This window comes from Gelidibacter sp. (genome assembly GCF_053579655.1).
In genome coordinates, this window is the sequence record NZ_JBMDWE010000040.1 from 12300 (window position 1) to 32255 (window position 19956).

18 protein-coding genes are annotated in these 19956 nt (G+C 37.5%); 9 read left to right on the top strand and 9 right to left on the bottom strand.

Annotation, left to right across the window (positions count from 1 at the left end):
* Nucleotides 1-10 precede the first annotated feature (10 nt).
* Nucleotides 11-1396 carry a M16 family metallopeptidase gene (locus ACOH2D_RS15830; protein WP_348036367.1) on the top strand — a complete coding sequence of 462 codons (1386 nt, stop codon included), beginning with the start codon at nt 11-13 and terminating at the stop codon, nt 1394-1396.
* A 97-nt stretch (nt 1397-1493) separates the two neighbouring features.
* On the opposite strand, the gene ACOH2D_RS15835 is transcribed toward ACOH2D_RS15830, so the two are convergent.
* Complete coding sequence (locus ACOH2D_RS15835) at nt 1494-1667, bottom strand: hypothetical protein (protein ID WP_449535836.1); 174 nt, start codon at nt 1665-1667, stop codon at nt 1494-1496.
* 80 nt (nt 1668-1747) lie between these two features.
* Nucleotides 1748-2710, bottom strand: a complete 963-nt coding sequence (locus tag ACOH2D_RS15840) for an NAD-dependent epimerase/dehydratase family protein (protein WP_348036366.1) — start codon at nt 2708-2710, stop codon at nt 1748-1750.
* Between the two features lie 327 nt (nt 2711-3037).
* Between ACOH2D_RS15840 and ACOH2D_RS15845 the strand changes: the two genes are divergently transcribed.
* The 3 genes from ACOH2D_RS15845 to ACOH2D_RS15855 all read left to right on the top strand — a co-directional run bounded on the left by ACOH2D_RS15845 (nt 3038) and on the right by ACOH2D_RS15855 (nt 5170).
* Entirely contained in the window at nt 3038-3340 is a 303-nt protein-coding gene (locus ACOH2D_RS15845) for a hypothetical protein (protein WP_348036365.1), read from the top strand.
* Between the two features lie 64 nt (nt 3341-3404).
* Complete coding sequence (locus tag ACOH2D_RS15850; protein WP_348036364.1) at nt 3405-3707, top strand: hypothetical protein; 303 nt, start codon at nt 3405-3407, stop codon at nt 3705-3707.
* Between the two features lie 116 nt (nt 3708-3823).
* Nucleotides 3824-5170, top strand: a complete 1347-nt coding sequence (locus ACOH2D_RS15855) for a sigma-54-dependent transcriptional regulator (RefSeq protein ID WP_348036363.1) — start codon at nt 3824-3826, stop codon at nt 5168-5170.
* Here the strand turns inward: ACOH2D_RS15855 and ACOH2D_RS15860 are convergent.
* Entirely contained in the window at nt 5148-7586 is a 2439-nt protein-coding gene (locus ACOH2D_RS15860; RefSeq protein ID WP_348036362.1) for a hybrid sensor histidine kinase/response regulator, read from the bottom strand. The genes ACOH2D_RS15855 and ACOH2D_RS15860 overlap by 23 nt on opposite strands.
* 182 nt (nt 7587-7768) lie before the next feature.
* On the opposite strand from ACOH2D_RS15860, the gene ACOH2D_RS15865 reads away from it, so the two are divergent.
* Nucleotides 7769-8284 carry a hypothetical protein gene (locus tag ACOH2D_RS15865; RefSeq protein WP_348036361.1) on the top strand — a complete coding sequence of 172 codons (516 nt, stop codon included), beginning with the start codon at nt 7769-7771 and terminating at the stop codon, nt 8282-8284.
* A 275-nt stretch (nt 8285-8559) separates the two neighbouring features.
* A complete protein-coding gene (locus tag ACOH2D_RS15870; RefSeq protein WP_348036360.1) occupies nt 8560-10626 on the top strand; it encodes a M13 family metallopeptidase in 2067 nt (688 codons plus the stop codon).
* 83 nt (nt 10627-10709) lie between these two features.
* Here the strand turns inward: ACOH2D_RS15870 and ACOH2D_RS15875 are convergent, their stop codons facing one another.
* From ACOH2D_RS15875 to ACOH2D_RS15885, 3 genes are all read right to left on the bottom strand, one after another.
* Nucleotides 10710-11399 (bottom strand): hypothetical protein, encoded by a 690-nt coding sequence (locus ACOH2D_RS15875; protein WP_348036359.1) that lies wholly within the window; start codon nt 11397-11399, stop codon nt 10710-10712.
* 103 nt (nt 11400-11502) lie between these two features.
* On the bottom strand, nt 11503-12312 hold the full coding sequence (locus tag ACOH2D_RS15880; protein WP_348036358.1) for a Rossmann-fold NAD(P)-binding domain-containing protein: 810 nt from the start codon (nt 12310-12312) through the stop codon (nt 11503-11505).
* Complete coding sequence (locus ACOH2D_RS15885) at nt 12305-14605, bottom strand: M28 family peptidase (protein WP_449535837.1); 2301 nt, start codon at nt 14603-14605, stop codon at nt 12305-12307. The genes ACOH2D_RS15880 and ACOH2D_RS15885 overlap by 8 nt, the downstream gene beginning before the upstream one ends.
* A gap of 111 nt (nt 14606-14716) precedes the next feature.
* Here ACOH2D_RS15885 and ACOH2D_RS15890 point away from each other — a divergent pair, with 111 nt between their 5' ends.
* Complete coding sequence (locus ACOH2D_RS15890; protein WP_449535838.1) at nt 14717-15208, top strand: CBS domain-containing protein; 492 nt, start codon at nt 14717-14719, stop codon at nt 15206-15208.
* A gap of 6 nt (nt 15209-15214) precedes the next feature.
* Here ACOH2D_RS15890 and ACOH2D_RS15895 read toward each other — a convergent pair whose 3' ends face one another.
* Both ACOH2D_RS15895 and ACOH2D_RS15900 read right to left on the bottom strand, forming a co-directional pair.
* Nucleotides 15215-15565 (bottom strand): hypothetical protein, encoded by a 351-nt coding sequence (locus ACOH2D_RS15895; RefSeq protein ID WP_348036355.1) that lies wholly within the window; start codon nt 15563-15565, stop codon nt 15215-15217.
* A gap of 51 nt (nt 15566-15616) precedes the next feature.
* A complete protein-coding gene (locus tag ACOH2D_RS15900; protein WP_348036354.1) occupies nt 15617-16261 on the bottom strand; it encodes a spermidine synthase in 645 nt (214 codons plus the stop codon).
* Nucleotides 16262-16724: 463 nt separating this feature from the next.
* Between ACOH2D_RS15900 and ACOH2D_RS15905 the strand changes: the two genes are divergently transcribed.
* On the top strand, nt 16725-17621 hold the full coding sequence (locus ACOH2D_RS15905; protein WP_348036353.1) for an Abi family protein: 897 nt from the start codon (nt 16725-16727) through the stop codon (nt 17619-17621).
* Between the two features lie 196 nt (nt 17622-17817).
* A complete protein-coding gene (locus ACOH2D_RS15910; RefSeq protein ID WP_449535839.1) occupies nt 17818-18906 on the top strand; it encodes a redoxin family protein in 1089 nt (362 codons plus the stop codon).
* A 58-nt stretch (nt 18907-18964) separates the two neighbouring features.
* Here ACOH2D_RS15910 and ACOH2D_RS15915 read toward each other — a convergent pair whose 3' ends face one another.
* Nucleotides 18965-19618, bottom strand: a complete 654-nt coding sequence (locus ACOH2D_RS15915) for a DUF6624 domain-containing protein (RefSeq protein ID WP_449535840.1) — start codon at nt 19616-19618, stop codon at nt 18965-18967.
* Nucleotides 19619-19956 lie beyond the last annotated feature (338 nt).

The window sequence follows — 19956 nt, forward strand, 5'->3', positions numbered from 1 at the left end:
TAGAAATCTGATGAAAAAAGTAATTCTAATTATAATAGTACTGCTGGCAACTCCGGCAATTATAGTGGCACAAGCATTTCAATTGCCTAATTACACGAGCTTTACATTGCCTAATGGTCTTGTCGTTAATTTGATGGAACAGCATGAAGTTCCTGTAATTGCACTTAATGTGATCCTTCCTGCGGGAGCTATATACGATGGCGAAAAGGCTGGTTTAGCCTCTTTTACTGCCGATGCGCTTAAATTGGGTACAAAGAATTATACCAAAACGCAATTGGATGAAGCGCTGGATTTTGTTGGTGCCAACATCAATACCACGGCGCGCAAGGAATATGCTTCCCTAAATGCAAAATTTGCGGCCAAGGACTCAAAAGAAATATTGAACATTGTTAAAGACATCTTGCTTTATCCTACGTTTGACGCAGCAGAATTTGAGAAGGAAAAAAATCGCGCGCTTGTTGGTTTAGAACGACAAAAGGAAAGCCCAAGAAGCATCATTCCTTCCTATTTTGACCAATTGATCTATGGCAATCACGTTTATGGCAATATCCCTCAAGGGACTGTAGCAACCGTAGGCGCCTTAAAAGCTTCAGATTTAAAGGAGTTTTACAGTGCCAATTATTCCCCAAATGGTTCAGCGATAAGCATTGTGGGCGATTTTTCCAGTAGGGAAATGAAAACCATGATTACCAAATTGTTTTCCGAATGGAAAAAATCGGCAATCCCAAAAGTCAACTTGGCCTCAAAACCACTTCCTGTTTTTTCGGAATCAAGGGTATTATTGGTAAACAAGGACGATGCAAAGGAAACAACATTCTATATTGGATCGCCAGGCATTAGCAGAAATAATCCAGAATTTGTAGATATCTCCATTATCAACACCCTATTTGGTGGCCGATTTACCTCCATGTTAAACGATGAATTAAGAGTTAATTCTGGGTTAACCTATGGTGCCAATAGTAGGTTTGATGCGTTGAAATACGGCGGGTCCTTTACGATTTCGACATTTACGGCAAACGAAACGACCGAGCCAGCCATTGACAAAGCCTTGGAGGTCTTAAATACACTGCATAGCAAAGGTTTGGATGAGCAATCGTTAGCTTCGGCCAAAAATTATGTAAAAGGACAATTTCCACCTAAATATGAAACGGCTACACAGCTTTCGGTGCTTTTAGGAGAAATGTTTTGGTATGATTTGGATAAATCCTTTATCAACAATTTTCAAAAAACGGTTGATGCCTTGGATCTGAAAAAAGCCAATCAAATTATTGAAACCTATTTCCCGAAGGATAAACTACAGATTGTCTTAATTGGAAAAGCCTCAGAAATAAAAAAGATTGCTGAAAAATATGGAAAAGTAATTGAGACAGAAATCAATACTTATCCGAAAATGTAATCCACGGCACTTAAGTGTTATCTAATAACTCCCAGAAAAAACAAGACCTAAATGAGGTTGTCAGTGTTTTGTTTGGGAGTTGTTTTTTATATGTGGGCTACGGCATCTTCATGTTGGCATAAACCCGATGCGCTGCAGGCATGATGACATCTGCTTTTTTGATAGTAACATCAAGATCTTCAGACGTGGAGAAGTCATTTATAAAAAAGCTTCCAACAACCAGCAATAAGCCAATAGAAGCACTAATAATTGGTGCTAATTTAGAATTCATGACACTATGGATTTAAGAGAATGATACCTCATTTAAGGGTGCATCTCTTAAATCAATAGAATGTCATCATCTTTTGAAAATTATTTTTCGGAAGTAGCGTATTTTTTGCCTAATTCGGTCAACATTTCAGCGCTCATTTTTTTGAGATCGAACTGATGGTTCCAGTTCCAATCTTTTCTGGCAAGACTGTCATCAATTGATTTTGGCCATGTATCGGCAATCTGCTGTCTGAAATCCGGATTATAGGTAATGGTAAAATCCTTGATGTGATTTTTAATTTCAGCAGCGATGTCTTTAGGTGTAAAACTCATGGCGGCCAAGTTATAAGATGATCTAATAGATAATGATTCAGCAGGTGCATCCATAATTTGAATGGTCGCATCAATGGCGTCATCCATAAACATCATTGGCAATTCGGTGTTTTCTGATAGGAAACTTTCATATTTTCCATCAGTGATGGCTTTGTGATAAATTTCAACAGCATAATCTGTGGTGCCGCCTCCTGGCATGGTTTTCCAGCTAATGATTCCCGGATAGCGGATACTGCGCACGTCAACACCGTATTTATCATAATAATATTCGCACCAACGTTCGCCCACTTGTTTGGTCATCCCATAAACTGTTGTAGGCTCCATAACGGTGTGCTGAGGTGTATTATCTTTAGGAGTGGTTGGTCCAAAAACGGCAATACTGGATGGCCAGAATACTTTACTTATAAATTTAGCCTTCGCAAGATTTAAAACATGAAATAAGGAATTCATATTCAAGTCCCAAGCTTTCATAGGGTACTTTTCTCCCGTAGCACTTAACATAGCGGCCATTAAATAAACGGTGTCGATCTGATGTTTTTCTACACAAAGCAAGATTGAACCGTAATCTTGTGCGTCAACAATTTCAAAAATTCCTGAATTGACTAAGTCAAGATTGTTATAATTGATGTCTGATGCGATAACATTTTCATCGCCATGAATGCTTCGTAATTTAAGCGTTAATTCAGAGCCAATTTGGCCACCTGCGCCAATAATTAGAATTTTTTGAGCCATTGTTGATAGATTTGAAGGCAAAAGTACAAAGTTTTTTGATGAAGATTATCCTGTTTTATGGAATGAATTTATGATTCATATAATGTCATGTTTAACTAAAACCTCTCAAAAGTAGATCATTGTATAATTTTTACACGGACTGTTACGTGAAAATTGAGTTTTTACACACTTTTCAAAAATTAAAAATCCCGGTAAATCTAGTTATTGTTCTGATAATCAGATTTCTAGAGGTCTGCTTCATGCTGATCGCTGCAATGGCATGTTTATTTCTTATTAGATAATAACACAACAAACAAATAACAGTTAAACAATAAAATTTAAAAGATTATGAAAAAGGTAGTTTTATCAGTAGCAATCGTATTAGGAGGATTATCAACTTATGCAACTTCAGCATTCGCAATGAATACAACAGATGCCATAATGATAACCATAAATCAAGAATATAAAGAAATTAAAGTAGATGCACTTCCACAAGCTGTGAGAGATGCTTTGGCAGCAGATTTTCCAACTGCCACGCTTGATAAAGCTTATGTAAATGATGCGCAAGAGTATAAATTGGACATTACTGTTGATGGCGCGAAGTCATCCGTATACGCTGACAAGGACGGAAACTGGATTGAAAAGGAATAAGTTCCATCGATTATAGTATAGTAGTATAACATATCTCAAATAAACATTTAAAACATATAACATCATGAAAAAAGTAATTTTAACAGCAGCAATCGTATTGGGAGGACTATCAACCTATGCCACATCAGCATTTGCAATCAAACAAACCGATGAAATAGTGGTAGCCGTACAGGACGATTATAAGGAAATAAAAACCACAGCGCTTCCAAAAGCTGTAAAAGATGCATTGGCAGCCGATTTTCAGACCGCGACTCTTAATAAAGCTTATGTCAACCATAAGCAAGAATATAAATTAGAGATTACCGTTGATGGAGCGGCATCAACGGTGTACGCTGATAAGGATGGACACTGGATTAAAAAAGACTAAGAATCCACTTTATTTAAGCAGAAAAAGGACGTTTTTATAGAACGTCCTTTTTTTTTATGTTTTTTTTAGAAGGTTTACTGAGTTTAACTTGATATTTTTGTAAAAATGAACAAGCTATGAGCGCGATTTTGTTGGTTGAAGATGATGTCAGTTTTTCTGAAATGTTACGACGTTTTTTGGAGCGCCATCAGCATGAGGTTACCTTAGCTTACACCCTTGAAGATGCCAAAACGAAAGTTAAGAATTCGACTTTTGATTTGGTGTTTACTGATCTCCGACTTCCTGATGGCGATGGGATTGCATTATTGAACCATATTAAAACCAAGGACGCTTCTGTTCCTGTGGTTCTGATGACAGGTTACGCCGAAGTTTCCACCGCTGTTAAAGCCATGAAAGATGGTGCTTTTGATTATATCTCTAAACCATTTAATCCGGAAGAGGTATTGCAGGTCGTGAAAAATGCGTTGAACGAAAAACATCAAACAAAAACACCACAAGACCCAACACCTTCCACACCAAAAAATCAATCTAAAGCTGAGGCAGGGTTTGTAACTGGGATTAGCGCCGCCTCAAAGGTGTTGTATGATCATATTAATCTGGTGGCACCTACAAACATGTCGGTTTTGATTTCAGGCGAAAGTGGAACAGGTAAGGAAGTGGTCGCTAAAGCCATTCATTTAAAAAGCTCGAGAAAAAATAAGCCTTTTATTGCGGTCGACTGTGGCGCCATTCCAAAGGAAATAGCGGCTAGCGAATTTTTTGGACATAAAAAAGGCTCTTTTACAGGAGCCATCAATGATAAAATAGGCCATTTTGAAGCCGCCAACGGTGGTACCTTATTTTTGGATGAGGTGGGGAATTTAACTTACGAAAACCAAATTCAATTATTGCGAGCACTTCAGGAGAGACGTGTCAAACCTATCGGAAGTAATGACGAAATTGAAGTCGATATTCGATTGTTGACGGCGACTAATGAGGATTTACTGAAAGCCGTGGAGCAAGGCGATTTTAGAGAAGATTTATACCACCGATTGAATGAGTTTTTTATCAAAGTTCCTAATTTGCAAGAACGCCGGGATGATCTTATTCTTTATGCCGATTTCTTTTTGGAAAATGCCAATCAGCAATTGAACAAATCCATCATCGGTTTTTCTCCAGAAGTTTTAAAAATATTCCAAACCTATTCTTGGCCAGGGAATTTGCGTGAGCTTTCCAACGTTATCAAACGTGCCACTTTATTGACCACTGGTCATGTAATTCAAAAGGAAGTGCTTCCCCATGAATTGTCTGCTGCACCTATAAAAGAAGTAACGCCACCTTCTTTTTCTGCAAAAACGAATGAGAAGGAGTTGATCTTAAAAGTCCTTCAAGAGGCCAACAACAATAAAACCCAAGCGGCAAAATTGCTTAATTTTTCCCGAAAAACACTTTACAACAAACTCAAGGAGTATGATTTGGAGTGATATAAGCTTCCATGTCCTCACAAAAAGCCGTGAGCTTAATTTCTAACGCTTCTAAAAGTTGATTGTCCACAACAGGGCTCTGCTCTAATATTTCTAGGTGAGGCACCACAGTAGTGGCTTTTAATTGCTTAAACATCGTGAGCATGCGATGACTCAGGTCCTTGATGGTTTGCAGGTCGTTTTGCTGTTGCGCCAATTTTAACTCGGCCATGTGTTTTTTGGTGTCTTTTAAAAATAATTCTAAAAGCGATTTTAAAGCCTCTTCATCATAATTTAAAAATCCGGCGATGGAATTGGTGTCAAAATAGTCGGATCGGAAAGTTGTTTTTTTATGATCTTCTTCAGGTTGTGTGATGCTTTCTGGAAATAATTCACTTAAAATATCAAACCAAATGTGGGCTTCAAAAGGTTTGTAAACCACTTTTGAGAAGCCACTGTTGAGATATTCTTCCGTATCAATATCCTTTCTGCCCGTCATGGCAATAATGGGTTGCTGTTTATAAAATGGTAATTGTTTTACGGTTTCCATAAAATGAAAACCATTCATTTTTGGCAATTGAATGTCGGTAATGATCACGTCATAAGACAGGTTTTCCAATGCGGAAAGTGCTGCTTTGGCATCTTCAAAGGCATGAGTGGTCACTTCATGTTGCTCTAAAATATCAACGATGAGTTGGCGCAGTGACACATCATCATCCACCACGACGGCTTTTAATTTGAAATTTGCGTTGGATGGTGTGACTGCTTTAATCTCCAAAGGTTGATCAGAAAGCTTTACCGGAAAAAAGAATTCAAAACTGCTTCCTTTTCCAGGTGCGCTCTCTAAAGTCAATTGACCTTTTAATAAATTCACTAGTTTTTTTGAAATCGCTAATCCCAGACCAAAACCGGAATTTTTGGCATTACTGATTTCGTTAACTTGGGTAAAGGCATTAAAAATATCGTGTTGTTTCTCTTTACTAATGCCAATACCTGTATCGGAAACGTTTATGACGGCACTATAAGCTCTGTTTTTTACCTGCAATTTAGTGCTGACGGTAATACTGCCTTTATCAGTGAATTTATAGGCATTGCCGATAAGATTGTATAAAATTTGTTTCACTCGGAAAGGATCGGAGGCAATCGTAATGTCAAGCGCTGGGTCTTGATTTATGATGAGTTCAATAGGTTTGTCGGCGTAAATGGCCTTAATGTTTTCAGTGGTTTCATCCACAAGACTATTGAGGCAGAAAGGCACCATCTCAATTGTAATATGACCATCTTCCAATTTGGAAAACTCTAAGAGGTCATCCACTAATTGACTCATATAACTGGAAGCATTTTTAATATGGTCCAAATAGTTTTCCTCTTTGCTGTTTTGCGCGGTTTTGTGCAGCAATTCACTATAGCCAGAAATGGTGCTCAATGGCGATCGTAAATCATGACTGACCATATTGATCAATTGCTCCCTGCTTTTTAATAGGGAGTTGGTGTAGGCATTGGATTTTTCAAGTTCATCGCGATACTCCTGACTTTTCCAAAAATCATTTAAAATGATAAATGAAAAAATGGTGACCAAAATAAAACTGACAATGGCCGACAATGAAATGATCGTCGTGCCTCTATCCAGTGCTTTTTGACGTTGGGTAATGATACTTTGAGAAGAGGCGACCATCTCACGTTCCAATGTGCGAAGCAGATTTCTTAATTGACGAGAGGTTGTCAAATCGTTTTCCACCAGTTCGCGCTCCTTAAGCATCAAGGATTGCTTTTGCGCAGCGAAATCTTTTTGAATTTTATTGAGCATGTTGCGTGAAGTGGTCACGATGGAGTCAATTTCCTTTTGATCGACTTCGTTTACAGGATCTTTTGTTTTGACTTCATTTAAATAGGTCACCCAATCCTCTAAGACCTCTTTGGTCTTGGGATCCATTCCCTTCGGATTTTCCACAAGATCTTCTAAGGTCGATTTTCCTAAAATAGGATCAATAGTCTTTAGTTTGTTAATGGTTTGTTCGATGGAGTTTTCAGAGCTGCTTGTGTTTTTAAGACGTCTCAACTCATTCAGGTCTTGTTGTTTTTTGTCGAAAATTACTTTCACACTATCTAAAAGTGCCTTTTGATAAGGATTGTTCACTAAAACCATCAAGGTGTCAATAGTGGTAATAAGACTATCATTTTGCGAAATATAGGCACTAAATTTTTCGTCCGTATTCATCTGAAGCGCTGCTCTGGCCAAGCTTTCATTCTCATAAATATCGGCCACCAAACCACTTATTTTTATGAGTTTATGACGTTCTTTGAGGTCGTCAGTTTGGGTAGCGGTAAAATTGCCCAATTCAGAAAACACCAGCCATCCTGAAATTGCCGCTAATATCCCCAGTGCGATATAGCCAAAAAGAACCTTGAAAGTGATTTTTCTGTTAGATGATTTCATAAACACATTTAAAACTTGGGCCAAGATAAAAAATGTGTTTCAATCGCATTGCCCCTAAAACTATTTTGTGTTGAATTAAATTTAGTTGAATGAGATCAATAATTGAAAAGCTAATAAATGAAGATAACTTTAGTTTATTTACCTTTGAACGCTAATCATCTATTTTCAAATGTCTTTGTGGTATGAAACAACTCTTGTTATTAAGTATCTTAATTTTTATTGGTTGTAAATCTGAGCCAAAGGTTGAAGACCTACCTTCTGAAAATCAGGAAAACGCCTTTGCTGTTACTGCAGAGGATATTGAAAAACTCAACTATACAGATTATATTTTGAGTCCCGATAGTGAACAGGCTATTAGGGATTGGCAAAAATATCAGGATTTACAAGTTAATATTGAGCTTTTAAAGAAGGCAAACCTTTCGTTTTTTAAGGTCGAGAAGAAAATCATGCAAGAGTTTATTAACGAATTAAAAGCAGGCCAGCCTGAAAGCGTTAACACACCAGCAATACGCTCACGAATGACGGTTTTAGAAACCAATTTACTAAGGCTGCAAGACCTTGCCAATCTCGATAACATTAAGAAAAAAGAGCTATTGGAAGCCATCAAAGAATTGCTTGTCGCAGATGTCAATCTGAAACTTCAAATCAACAAAAAGTTTGAAAAGGAAGCGCAGCAGATTCAGGTGCCGGTGAAGTAGGCATTAGGGATGAGGTATTAGGGATTAGGTGTGAGGTTAAGATTGCTGATTGCAGATTGAAGATTGTTGATTACATGAACGTGCCTTCTCGGTACGGACGAATTTTTAAATGACTGCTAATCGAACACTTCAGACTAAATACTGCTGACTGAAGACTGAAGACTGCTGACTGAAAACCGTCAAAAACTCTCTTAATTTCTTGTTAATATGTAACAAAAACGAGCAACAAGCTTCTTATAATAACTATTTTTAGTCAAATTAAACACTTAAACACTATGAAAACCAATCTTAAGTACGCGTTGGCGACTACTGGTTTAGTATTTGCGACCCTTGTGGGTTGTAAAGACGAACCAAAAAAGGACACGGCAATGGCGGACGAAAAAATTCCAGGAATTGTACTCGAAAACATGGACACTTCTGTCAGTCCGAAAGACGATTTCTACAAATATGTTAATGGAAACTGGGAGAAAAACACCACGATTCCTGATGATGAAACCCGTTGGGGAGGTTTCGGCGTTTTGCGAAAGGAAACCCGTCAAGACGTCCTTAATATTGTAAATACCGCAATTGAACAGAATACTTATGCGGATGGCACGGACCAAAAGAAAGCCTTGTTGCTTTTTAAAAGTGAGTTGGATTCGGTGGCGAGAAATAATGCGGGAATTGCTCCCATTGAACCTGCATTAAAAGCGATTGCCGGCATCAAAAACCTTAATGACGTGCAAACCGTTTATGCCACAGTTGATGGCGTGAGCGCACCTTTTGCAGGCCTGGGGTCGTCAGCAAACCTTAATGACAGTAGCATGAATATGGCTTGGATCTTTCCTGGCGGACTAGGATTGCAAAGAGATTATTATTTGGATCAAGATGCGAAATCTAAGGAAATCAGACAGCAATATGTAGATCATATCACGAGAATGCTTCAGTTTATCGGTTATGATGAAGTGAAAGCAAAAGCTGCGGCAAAAAAGGTTTTAGAGATGGAAACCAAATTAGCCGAGCCAAGATTGGATAAAGTGGCGATGAGAGATGCGCGTAATTATAACAATCCGACGTCTTTTGCAGATTTACAAAAAATGACTCCTGCCATCAACTGGCAAAAATTGGTGGACGATTTAAAGATTGATAAAAAGATCGAAACTGTAAATGTCATGCAACCGAAATACATGGCTTCTTTACAAAATTTCTTAAAGCAAACGCCTATTGAAGACCTCAAAACCTTAATGGTTTGGAATACTCTAAACGATTCTGCTAGCTATTTAACTACAGAAATGGAGAAGGCAAACTGGGATTTTTATGACAAAACACTGAATGGTGTACAAAAGCAACGTCCTGCACAAGAGCGCGCCTTAGCTACTGTTGATCGTTCTGTTGGCGAGGCTATTGGAAAAGTTTATGTAGAGGCGAAATTTCCACCAGAAGCGAAAGCCAAAGCTGAAGAAATGATTGCCAACGTGATCCAAGCGTTCAAGAACAGAATCACGAAGTTAGATTGGATGACTGAGGATACTAAGAAAAAAGCAATTGAAAAATTAGATAAATTTACCGTTAAGATTGCCTATCCTGATGAGTGGGAAGACTATTCAAAACTTCAAATAAAAGAAGGTAATGGCTATGCCCAAAATATGTTGGCCGTTAGCCATTGGGCCAGAGATAAAAACTTCTCTGAAATCAATGAGCCTGTGGATCGAAAAAAATGGGGGATGGCTCCACAAACAGTAAATGCGTATTTCAATCCACGAAATAACGAAATTGTGTTTCCTGCTGCTATTTTACAGCCACCGTTCTATAATTACACCGCGGATGATGCTGTGAATTATGGTGGTATTGGCGCGGTCATTGGCCATGAAATCTCTCATGCTTTTGATGATTCTGGAGCGCGTTATGATGGCGATGGTAACTTGAAAAATTGGTGGACAGAAAAAGATTTAGAGGAATTTACCAAACGTGCTGATGCTTTAGCTGAGCAATACAGCGGTATTGAAGTATTGGACAGCGTGTACATCAACGGTAAATTTACTTTAGGTGAAAATATTGGTGATCTTGGTGGTGTTCTTGGCGCTTATGATGCTTTGCAATTGGATTTTGCGAAACACGGTCGTCCTGATAATATTGACGGATTTACACCAGAACAACGTTTCTTTATGAGCTGGGCAACCGTTTGGAGGACTTTATCCAGAGAGGATGCACTTAGAACTCAAATCAAAACCGATCCACATTCCCCAGGAATCCAGAGAGCAACACAACCTTTAAAAAATATTGATGCGTTTTACGAAGCCTTTGATATTAAAGAAGGAGATCCAATGTACTTGGCACCTGAAAAGCGTGTGAGAATTTGGTAATATTTTAAATGCTATTTTGTTTATAAAAAAAAGCAGTCTATTTTAAAATAGACTGCTTTTTCATTTAACCCTGTTTATAAGTGTTAATCCGTTCCTTTTGCACGGCTCAACAAGGCTTCCTTGCTAATTCTGGCCATATTGAAATTAGGATCAATGGCCAATGCGCGATTTAAAGTAGCGATTGCAATTTCCTGATTCGCGTCTTTATCTTCACTATAAGTCACAATTGCTTTTAGATATAATAATCCAGCTTTTAATGAGGTTTGATAAGGCTGTTGTTGTTCGTAATAGGTGCGTCGCATTTCATCCGTAACATTAGCTAAGCCGTATTCTACTTTTTCTTGTGCCCCGACTAAATCGCCAGTTTGTAACATTAAATCAGCCAATTCATACGCCAAAGTTGCACTAGGTTGTTTTTTGTAAAGGAGATTATAAAACTCCAAAGCGCGTTGGCGCTCGCCCAAAGCATTAAGAGCAATGGCTTTGATTTCTGTGTTCAAATCAGAATCAGTGGCGCTTTTTTCAATGCCGATGGTGTTTAAAGCTTCCATATTGCGACCTTCAGAAACATAGATATAAGCCAAGGTGTCTTTTCTTGCCTGACTTGGTTTAAGGACATCCAAGTGCGTCATGGCATTGATAACGCCTTGTACGTCACCTTGCTTTTTCATTTGTTGGTAATATTTTTCAAAGTGTTTTTGAAGTTCTGTTTTTGTCTGGGCAGTGATGCTTAATGAGCTCATCACGATAACAACGAGTATAAATTTTTTCATTTTCAATTGGTGTATTCTAGCCTTTAAATCAGGCCGTTATTTTAGTTAATTGCGCCAAATCTATAAAAATTAATAAAACAAACTCTTAAAAGCGTGCTAATTGTTACAGTTTGTGGGTAAAGACATAATGCAACTCCCGTTCCACTTTTTCGCTCGAAATGATTTTCCCTTTGCTCGGTGTGGCATGGTCAAAATGGGGAAGTGGCAACTTTTGTATTTCGCAAAGCGAGTTGTAATACTTTTCACGTGAAGGATGCTGCGGTGCCACCGCATTAAAAACGGTGTTCCATTGTTCCTTTACGATGATGTTTTTTATAATGGCAATACAATCCTCTTGATGGATTAAATTGACCGGACCTTCAGGATCTGGCGCATTTTCTTTTCCGGAAAGGTATTTCGCTGGATTGCGATCGCCGCCAATCAATCCTCCAAATCTTAAAATTGTGGTTTCGAAATTAGGATTGTTTTTAAAAACATCTTCGGCGCCAATCAATTGTTTTGCAGCATACGATTGACCATTTGGAGCGTTTTCATCGGTAATCGTGGGTATATCAACCTCCTCTTCATACACAGAAGTAGAACTCACATAAAGTACTTTTTTTATATCAGAATGTTCGATGTGCTTGCTTAGCAAATCCATCTGTTTTATAAAATTCGCCTTTGGATTTTTTCGTAATCCAGGAGGAATGTTTATAATTAATACTTCAGAATCTTTTAAACACTCTTCAATAGCGTCGGTGATGCCTTCTTCAGAAATAGAAACCACAAACGGAATGATTCCAGCCTTTTTTAAAACTTCTATTTTGCTTGGAGAAGTGGTCGAGCCTTTCACAAGATTGCCATTTCTGACCAATTCTGTTGCCAGTGGAAACCCCAACCAGCCACAACCGATAATACTGATGTGTTTATTCAAAAGTGATGGTTTTTTTTATGATGATAGCGTCGTTTAGTACAAATGGTTTCGGAATCATCGTCTTTGGACGTTCTGGGACATTAAACAAATCATTGCCAACGAGGTCAAAAGATACCTCAAAGATATTAAAACTAGTTTTTTGAGCTGCTGGAACCGTGAAATTCAATTCGATCAATTTGTGTTCCGTAACCATATAACTGAACAATCTGTTTTTTATGCGGTCATTAAAAACGTAATCTTCTCCTTCTTTCTTTTGAATTTCCAATCCGTTGATATTAAAGGATAAGAACTTATTGGAAGCGTCGGCATAAAACTCTAAGGTATTAACGTTGCGCTGTGGTGTAATAAATACTTTGATGTGTCGCGTATCGCCAATAATGGTGTCTTTTTGTTTGTCAACAAAAAAGGGTTTTAAGGCTTTAACTTCCGTTTCTTTACTGTAGGATAACTTCGTGCCATACTTGCTATCAAAGTTGATATTTGAAGTGTCAAAAACATCGGGATTATCGGTCAGATAAGCTTTGGTCCAATCGTCCAATAACTGATCATAAGTTGCCCAAACTGCCATGTCTTTATCGGCGTCATAGAGATAGACTAAACTGTTTGGTTTTGGTCCTTCTTCAGTAAAACCAGATTTCAGATGCGCGGCCACCAAAAATCCGAAAGCAGCAATGATTAGGAGGTAGGCCCATCTGTTTTTATATCTTGAAAATCCGAAGACGGAGATACATAAGGAGAACATAATCGAAACCAAAAGCGTGGTAGCCACAATGGTTTTAAGCCCAAGTCCGACGGGAAACATGACGATAAATGGCGACATGATCAGGAGTAAAGGAAATAGCAATAAAGTCATCAGAATAATGTTCGGATGTTTTTGGCGTATCAACACAAAAAGACTGATCAATCCAAAATACACCGGAATGATAAAAAAGCTGGCCCCTTTGAGTGTAAATGCGATGACACCACATATTATAAGCCATAAAAGCAACGGCGGAACGGCCAAACTCGCCGTGTTTTCCGGTTTATAGACTTTGTTGTAAAGCCACATGCACACCGCTGTAGAAAACAATGCAAAAGCCCAAATATATAGGTGTCCATTATACGGAAAACCTTGAAGGATTTCTCCATATTGCGGATAGATGATCAACAATAATTTCCAACCAAAAAAGCCTACGACCCCGTTGATGAGCAAGGCACCAATCCCCGGAAGGAAACCTAAAGCCATAAATTTGGATTCCAGTCTTCTTTTATGGATGCCATAAAATACCAAGCCAAGAAATATGAGAACAGCTAAAATGAGCATTGGAAATATCCAGGAGTTTGGATAGCTGATCATTTTAAAAAGCGGCACATTAAAATACACTGCATCCTTGTCACTCTTTAAAGTGTTGAGGTCGGCTTCCGAAAAATAAGCCAATAAAGGCATCAAATAACTACCTTGATGCTCCAAGGTGTTTCTGTCCAAGCGGTCATAATTATCTAAAGCGGTGTGATAATCAAAATGGTCATCAATAAAAGCGAAATTCAAACCATCAATATTGCCATCTTCCCTAAAGTAGGTCAAATCTGTATCATTCGGTAACATTTTATAGATGCTATAGGCCAGCGAATTGGCCACAGGATAATCAGGATTTGCTCTTTTGAAGCCGTTGATGAGGTTTTGGTTGCCGCCATTGGTTTCAATCAGCATATAGCTTGGACCTCCGCTGCCGCGGGCTTCAAAATTCAATACAAGGCCGACATCTTTTGCCCAAGGGTGTTGATTGACAAAAATATCGGCACCATTTAATCCTAATTCTTCAGCATCAGAAAAAAGAATGATAATATCGTTTTTAGGCGTTTTGCCTTGGCTTAAAAAAGCTCGCAGACCTTCCAAAATCGTAACCACGCCCGAGCCAGCGTCACTAGCACCATAAGAAGCATGCGATTTGCTGTCATAATGCGTGAGCAACATCAAGGCTTTGGAATTGTCGCTGCCCTTAATCCGCGCTAAGATGTTTTTAGGTTTGACAATACTGCCCCATTTTTTGTTTTGGCTATAGGCTTCTTGAATTTGGGTTTCTAAGCCTAAAGCGTTCAATTCCTGTATCAGGTAATTTTTGACCACTTCATGTTCGTCAGAACCGACATAATGTGGCTTTTTGGTAATGTTCTTGAGATGTTCCAAAGCGCGTTCGGAAGAGAAGGCAGTTGGTGCCGTTTGTAGGTCTGAAATGTGTGTTGGCAGTAACGCATAAAAGCTCCAATAAATGGCTAATATAATAAGTGCGACGGCAATGGCTTTTTTAAGCATGTGAAGAAATGTTAGTTGGTAGCTAAAACTACAAAATTAATTTGCTGTAAATGGATGTTAGGTTAAATGGTTAATTTTAATTAAATTTAAGCATCACAAAAAATTTTAATTATGGCTATCAAGAGTTTTCGAGGGGCACGAAAACCGCAACAAAAGGCTATTGAGCAGTTGCCGTTTAGGGTGTGCGATTTTATGAGTAGGGATTTGATTACGTTTAAACCGGATCAAAAAGTGATTGAGGTGGTGGAAATTCTGATCAAACATAGAATTTCTGGAGGACCTGTAGTGAACGATCAAAATGAATTGGTGGGGATGATTTCTGAAGGCGATTGTTTAAAACAAATTAGTGAAAGTCGCTATTACAACATGCCGATGGAGGATGATACCGTTGAAAAGCGCATGATAAGAAATGTCGATACTTTAGACGGGAATATGAATGTTTTTGATGCGGCCAACGTTTTTTTAGAAGCCAAACACCGCAGATTCCCGATTCTAGAAAACGGGAAATTAGTGGGGCAAATCAGTCAGAAAGATATTTTAAAAGCGGCTTTGCAAATGAAAGGCCAAAATTGGAATTCGACCGTTAAATGGCCGAATTGCTGATAAAGTTCAACGCTCACGTTTTACCAAAGCATAAAAATCCCCTTCAAGAGGCAAATAACCTTGATCATATACAAAGTAATAGATAGTTCCTGCTTTAGTGGTGTAGATGCTGGTAAAATAATTAAAGTCAAATCCTTTTTCAATAAGTTTCCCTCGGGAGACTTTTGTTTTTTGTTCCGGATTCAACGTTTCAAGAATGCGGTAATTTTTTCGCAGCCAATTATTGGTATTACGAATTAAGTTTTTGCTGTCCTTATTGACGGTATTGTTATAGGAATTACGGCACGCATCACTACAGAATTTCTTGTCAATCCGTCCAACGATTTTTTCGCCACACTCCAAACATCCTTTACTCATAGTTTACAAAGTTAATACGAGACAAGATACAAATTATTCATTGTCAATGACTCAGAAACCTTTGGCGATTATTAAGGTGTTGGTTTGGTTGACTTTTTCGTAAACTTCTGTTGTGTAGAATTGGGTTTTTAAAAAATCGATGACGGCAATTAAAGCGTTGCTTTTTGTTTTCTCTAATGAAGCATTAAAAATAACAGCACCATTTGTTGCACTGGCCTTCATAACATTCCGCCAAAAATTTAGCTCTAAAAATGATTTCGGGACCTCAATATCCACGAACAAATCGATAATGATGACATCGAATTGTTGAGTATTTGAGGTCATGAAGTTAAGGGCGTCGTCACAAATGATATCTAGGTTTTCGCTTTCTTTGAGATGGAATTCGGTTTTTGCGAGGTCGATAATAACGGGATCAATATCGACAGCCACGATAAGTTTTGAATAGTCAAAGTCGTGACGCAAAGTTTCAATGACACTGCCGCCGCCGAGACCTAAGAGCAGAATGAAATTGACGTTTTTTAAATCAATTTTTTCCAAGCCAAATTTTAAAATCCGTTGCAGGGAACCGTAAGAGTAATTGGCGTTTTTGGTATTGAGGTGCTTTTTCCCATTGTACCAGGTAATCTCCAAAGTGCCGCTGACATCAGAATGCACTTTTTTTGTAATCGGATAGAGATAGCTTAAAATTTTACTCATAGAAGTAAATATAGTGATTTCTGAAAATATAAAATTTTTGTGTTTATAATTTGTTGTGTTACATCTCTATGGTTTTCACTTTTAATATGGCCTTTCCATTTTCTACTGTTACTTCAATATGAAAGTTCGCTTCTGATGCCAGAATTCTCATTATATTATTTTAGCGATGTTCAAGACTCATTCTGTGATAAGTCAAAAAGGATTTGTCGATGCTATATAGATTTTAATTATTAAGAATCTGAAAACGTGTATTGTACAATTAAATGTCAAGATGGTATAACAAGTGTAACTAGAAGTTGTAGTGGAATGAAAGAAATGAAAAAACACGTGCATTTCAACCCTCAAAAGACGTACTTTGTGGGTAAAACTGCTGTTGTTTTGAAAAATTTAAATATATTTGTATTAACATGCTTACCCCGCTTCCCGTTTAGATCAGCGCGCTCAGGGTAAGCTTTTTACTTTTATGGCAAAATCTTCTTATAATAAACCTGCCTTAACTTATTCTCAACAAATTTCTCAGTTACAAAATAGGGGACTAATTATTTCGAATATACCAAGAGCAAAACACCTATTAGAAAGTATAAGTTATTACAGATTAAGTGGTTATTGGTATCCAATGCTTATAGATAAATCAAATCATTTATTTAAGGAAGGGTCTACTTTCCAAAATGCATTTGATATTTATTGTTTTGATAGAAGGCTTAGGATTTTAGTCTTAAGGGAGTTAGAGAAGATTGAGGTTTCTATAAGAGCTAAAATGATATACATCCTGTCCCATGAGTATGGAGCTTTTTGGTATCAAGATTCAATTCTTTTTAAAAATCTTATTAGGCACAGTAAAACCTTAGGGAGTTTACAGAATGAATATGAGAGAAGTGATGAAGAGTTTATTGAAGCTTTTCGCAATAAATATACAGATCCACTACCACCGAGTTGGATGATGTTAGAAATTACATCTTTTGGAACAATGTCTTTTTTATATAGTAATTTAAAGGATGGCAGAACAAAAAGAATGATTGCAAAACATTTTGGACTGAACGATAGAACGTTTGCTTCTTGGATGCATAGCATAGTTTATTTGAGAAATGTTTGCGCTCATCATTCGAGGTTATGGAATAGATCAATGAGTATTCAGCCTATTAAACCACAAAAGACCTCAAAATGCTGGATGGATGATTCCAAGGTAAGCAATAAAAAAGTATTCTTTATATTATCAATGATCTTGTTTTTAATGCAAACCATAAATCCAAGTAATACTATAGTTGTTAGGTTCAAAAAGTTATTGGCTGAATATCCTAACATTGATGTTAGCGCGATGGGGTTCCCAGATAATTGGAAAGACGAGAAGCTATGGAAATAAAATTTGTCCATGTTTTAAGATTAAATCATTATTTTTTATAAGGAGTTATTGCTGTTGGGTGACAAGTAAAACCAAATTTCATAAAATTATATACCTCCAAAGTCCAATCACTTGTATTGAGTTGGGAATTTTTTTATTTTAATTTTTAGAAGAAATGAAACTATAACCTCTATTTTTGAAAATCAACTCGAGTCTTATGAAATTATACATACTTCTTTTATCGGTAACGTTTAACTTATTGTCTTGCACAGGAAAAGACATCGCTCCACAAGATATTTTGACTAAAGCTACCCAGCAACTCAACAATTGGGAGACTTTAAGTTTTACGGCCGCGACGATTAATGCCGATGGCTCCAAACCAGCGACATCAACCGTTTATAAATTGAAGCGCGTTAATTATGAGCCACATTTGAAACTATTCTTTTTCAAGGAAATGAACAAAGAAGTAAGCATCTATTACAAACTGACGTCTTTGGCGGTGGTGGAAAATCAGAAAAAGAAAATCACAACTTTCGATTATGGAAAGGATCGCTCCATTCCAAAATATTTGGAGGCTTATATGAGCGATGATGACAATTTGCTGTTTACGGCGGAATTGTTGAGTAAGTTTAAAGATGACTTCTCATTTGTGGAAAAGTCAGATTTTAATGACCGACAAGTCTATGTTTACAAACTTCAGAATTACAAGCTTTGGCTGGACGCGAAGGACGCCACGCCGCTAAAGCTTGAAATCGATGATGGCGCATCAGGTAAAAAAGAAATAATTTATTCAGAGGTGGTGTTTAATGAGCCCATGAGTGAGGACTTATTTACCCATCCTGAAAAGGAAGGCTATATTTCTTCGGTTTATGGAATTAAAAAAGAACCGATGCTCAATGTCAAAGCGCCCAATTGGACTTTATTGGATCTCGATGGCAAAAAAGTGTCCTTAAATGACTTTAAAGGATCTGCAATTTTCTTGGAAGCTTGGGTGTCTTCCTGCAGTCATTGCATGGAATCCCTACCAAAAGTCAAGGAAATTGGTAAAGAATTTGGAGACAAGATTAAGGTGATTACGGTCAATTTTGATTATGACCTCTCAGAAACCAAAGCCACTGTAAAAGACAAAGACATCAATTATTTAGTGCTTCAAGGCGATGCCATCTTTGATCAAAATTATGATCTCCGTTCATTTCCATCTTATTTTGTGATTAATAGTGAGGGGACTATAATCTATTCAGAACGCGGTGCGATTGAAGGCAAGAAGGAGAAGGCGTTGTTTGAGTCGTTGAGGGTGGTTAAATAGCCGTTAGGCTATTCAATGTCAAGTACCAGATTTTATTTTTACGTGGTGTTGACAAGCGTTATTTCTTTTGTTTAGCCTCTATTTCAGGTAATTGTTTCTTGTATGCCTCCAAATTCCAAATCATATCATAATACGATAGATAGGATTGTAGATTTTCTAGGCCAAGCTCCGCTCTTCTTTTGTCAACATTGTCAGGGTCAATCAATGGCAGAACATAGGGCTCGCCAGTTTCTTCATCTTGACTAACTTGACTGCCATAAATCTGTTTTCTTCCATTTCTTAAGGCGACTCTATCTTCTAAAAGAGCTAAGTAACTCGCTCTAGCATTACCTTTACTAACGGCATCTTTTAGCATAGGTAAGTATTTTTCTTGTGTCTCAAGGTCAGAATGTTGAATTACTAAAAATAGGGTAACGTTTCCTTGGTCTCCAATTTTGTCGGTTCCCATCCATCCACGTTCATCAAGTATTTTTTTTACTTTAATTAAATTAACCGAATCGATTTTATCAATCTTTTCCCATTGTTCTTTAATTTCCTGCGATTTCCATCCATGTTTTTCACTTATGTTTTCTAATTCTGTGCGTGAGGATTGATCCAATTGGTAGATAGTATCTAAAGTTGCAACTAAAGGTTTGTCGAAATTTTCTTCTAACTTTTCCTTATTAGTTTTAATTAGCGACAACACCTCACTCCATCGTTTGTCGTTGTGCAAAAGACTTAGATCAGAATCTTGAATAATATGATTGTAATTATAATAATCTCCTGATTTCGAAATTTTAAATAATTGAACAAATGAAGAATCAACTTCTTTTGCTAAAGCCCAAGAGCACGCAGCATTATATCTGTCGACAGTTTTTGAGCTGTTTGTTTCTATATAAAAGGCTTCAGAATATTTTTTTGCAGCTTCTAAATAATTTTTAGAATTATAAAGAATAGAAGCTTCATTGATTAAGTCACTATATTTTTGGTCTTGACTATAGGTCTGAATTACAGAATGGACTACCTAATAAAAATGGGACTAAATTTCTCAGGCCGCCTTGTTGATAACTC

Bases quoted from the DNA above. Each gene is read 5' to 3' on its own strand.
- ACOH2D_RS15885 (WP_449535837.1), bottom strand. From the start codon at position 14,605: ATGCTTAAAAAAGCCATTGCCGTCGCACTTATTATATTAGCCATTTAT.
- ACOH2D_RS15860 (WP_348036362.1), bottom strand. From the start codon at position 7,586: ATGAAATCATCTAACAGAAAAATCACTTTCAAGGTTCTTTTTGGCTAT.
- ACOH2D_RS15850 (WP_348036364.1), top strand. From the start codon at position 3,405: ATGAAAAAAGTAATTTTAACAGCAGCAATCGTATTGGGAGGACTATCA.
- ACOH2D_RS15870 (WP_348036360.1), top strand. From the start codon at position 8,560: ATGAAAACCAATCTTAAGTACGCGTTGGCGACTACTGGTTTAGTATTT.
- ACOH2D_RS15905 (WP_348036353.1), top strand. From the start codon at position 16,725: ATGGCAAAATCTTCTTATAATAAACCTGCCTTAACTTATTCTCAACAA.
- ACOH2D_RS15845 (WP_348036365.1), top strand. From the start codon at position 3,038: ATGAAAAAGGTAGTTTTATCAGTAGCAATCGTATTAGGAGGATTATCA.
- ACOH2D_RS15855 (WP_348036363.1), top strand. From the start codon at position 3,824: ATGAGCGCGATTTTGTTGGTTGAAGATGATGTCAGTTTTTCTGAAATG.
- ACOH2D_RS15835 (WP_449535836.1), bottom strand. From the start codon at position 1,667: ATGAATTCTAAATTAGCACCAATTATTAGTGCTTCTATTGGCTTATTG.
- ACOH2D_RS15890 (WP_449535838.1), top strand. From the start codon at position 14,717: ATGGCTATCAAGAGTTTTCGAGGGGCACGAAAACCGCAACAAAAGGCT.
- ACOH2D_RS15900 (WP_348036354.1), bottom strand. From the start codon at position 16,261: ATGAGTAAAATTTTAAGCTATCTCTATCCGATTACAAAAAAAGTGCAT.
- ACOH2D_RS15895 (WP_348036355.1), bottom strand. From the start codon at position 15,565: ATGAGTAAAGGATGTTTGGAGTGTGGCGAAAAAATCGTTGGACGGATT.
- ACOH2D_RS15875 (WP_348036359.1), bottom strand. From the start codon at position 11,399: ATGAAAAAATTTATACTCGTTGTTATCGTGATGAGCTCATTAAGCATC.
- ACOH2D_RS15910 (WP_449535839.1), top strand. From the start codon at position 17,818: ATGAAATTATACATACTTCTTTTATCGGTAACGTTTAACTTATTGTCT.
- ACOH2D_RS15830 (WP_348036367.1), top strand. From the start codon at position 11: ATGAAAAAAGTAATTCTAATTATAATAGTACTGCTGGCAACTCCGGCA.
- ACOH2D_RS15840 (WP_348036366.1), bottom strand. From the start codon at position 2,710: ATGGCTCAAAAAATTCTAATTATTGGCGCAGGTGGCCAAATTGGCTCT.
- ACOH2D_RS15865 (WP_348036361.1), top strand. From the start codon at position 7,769: ATGAAACAACTCTTGTTATTAAGTATCTTAATTTTTATTGGTTGTAAA.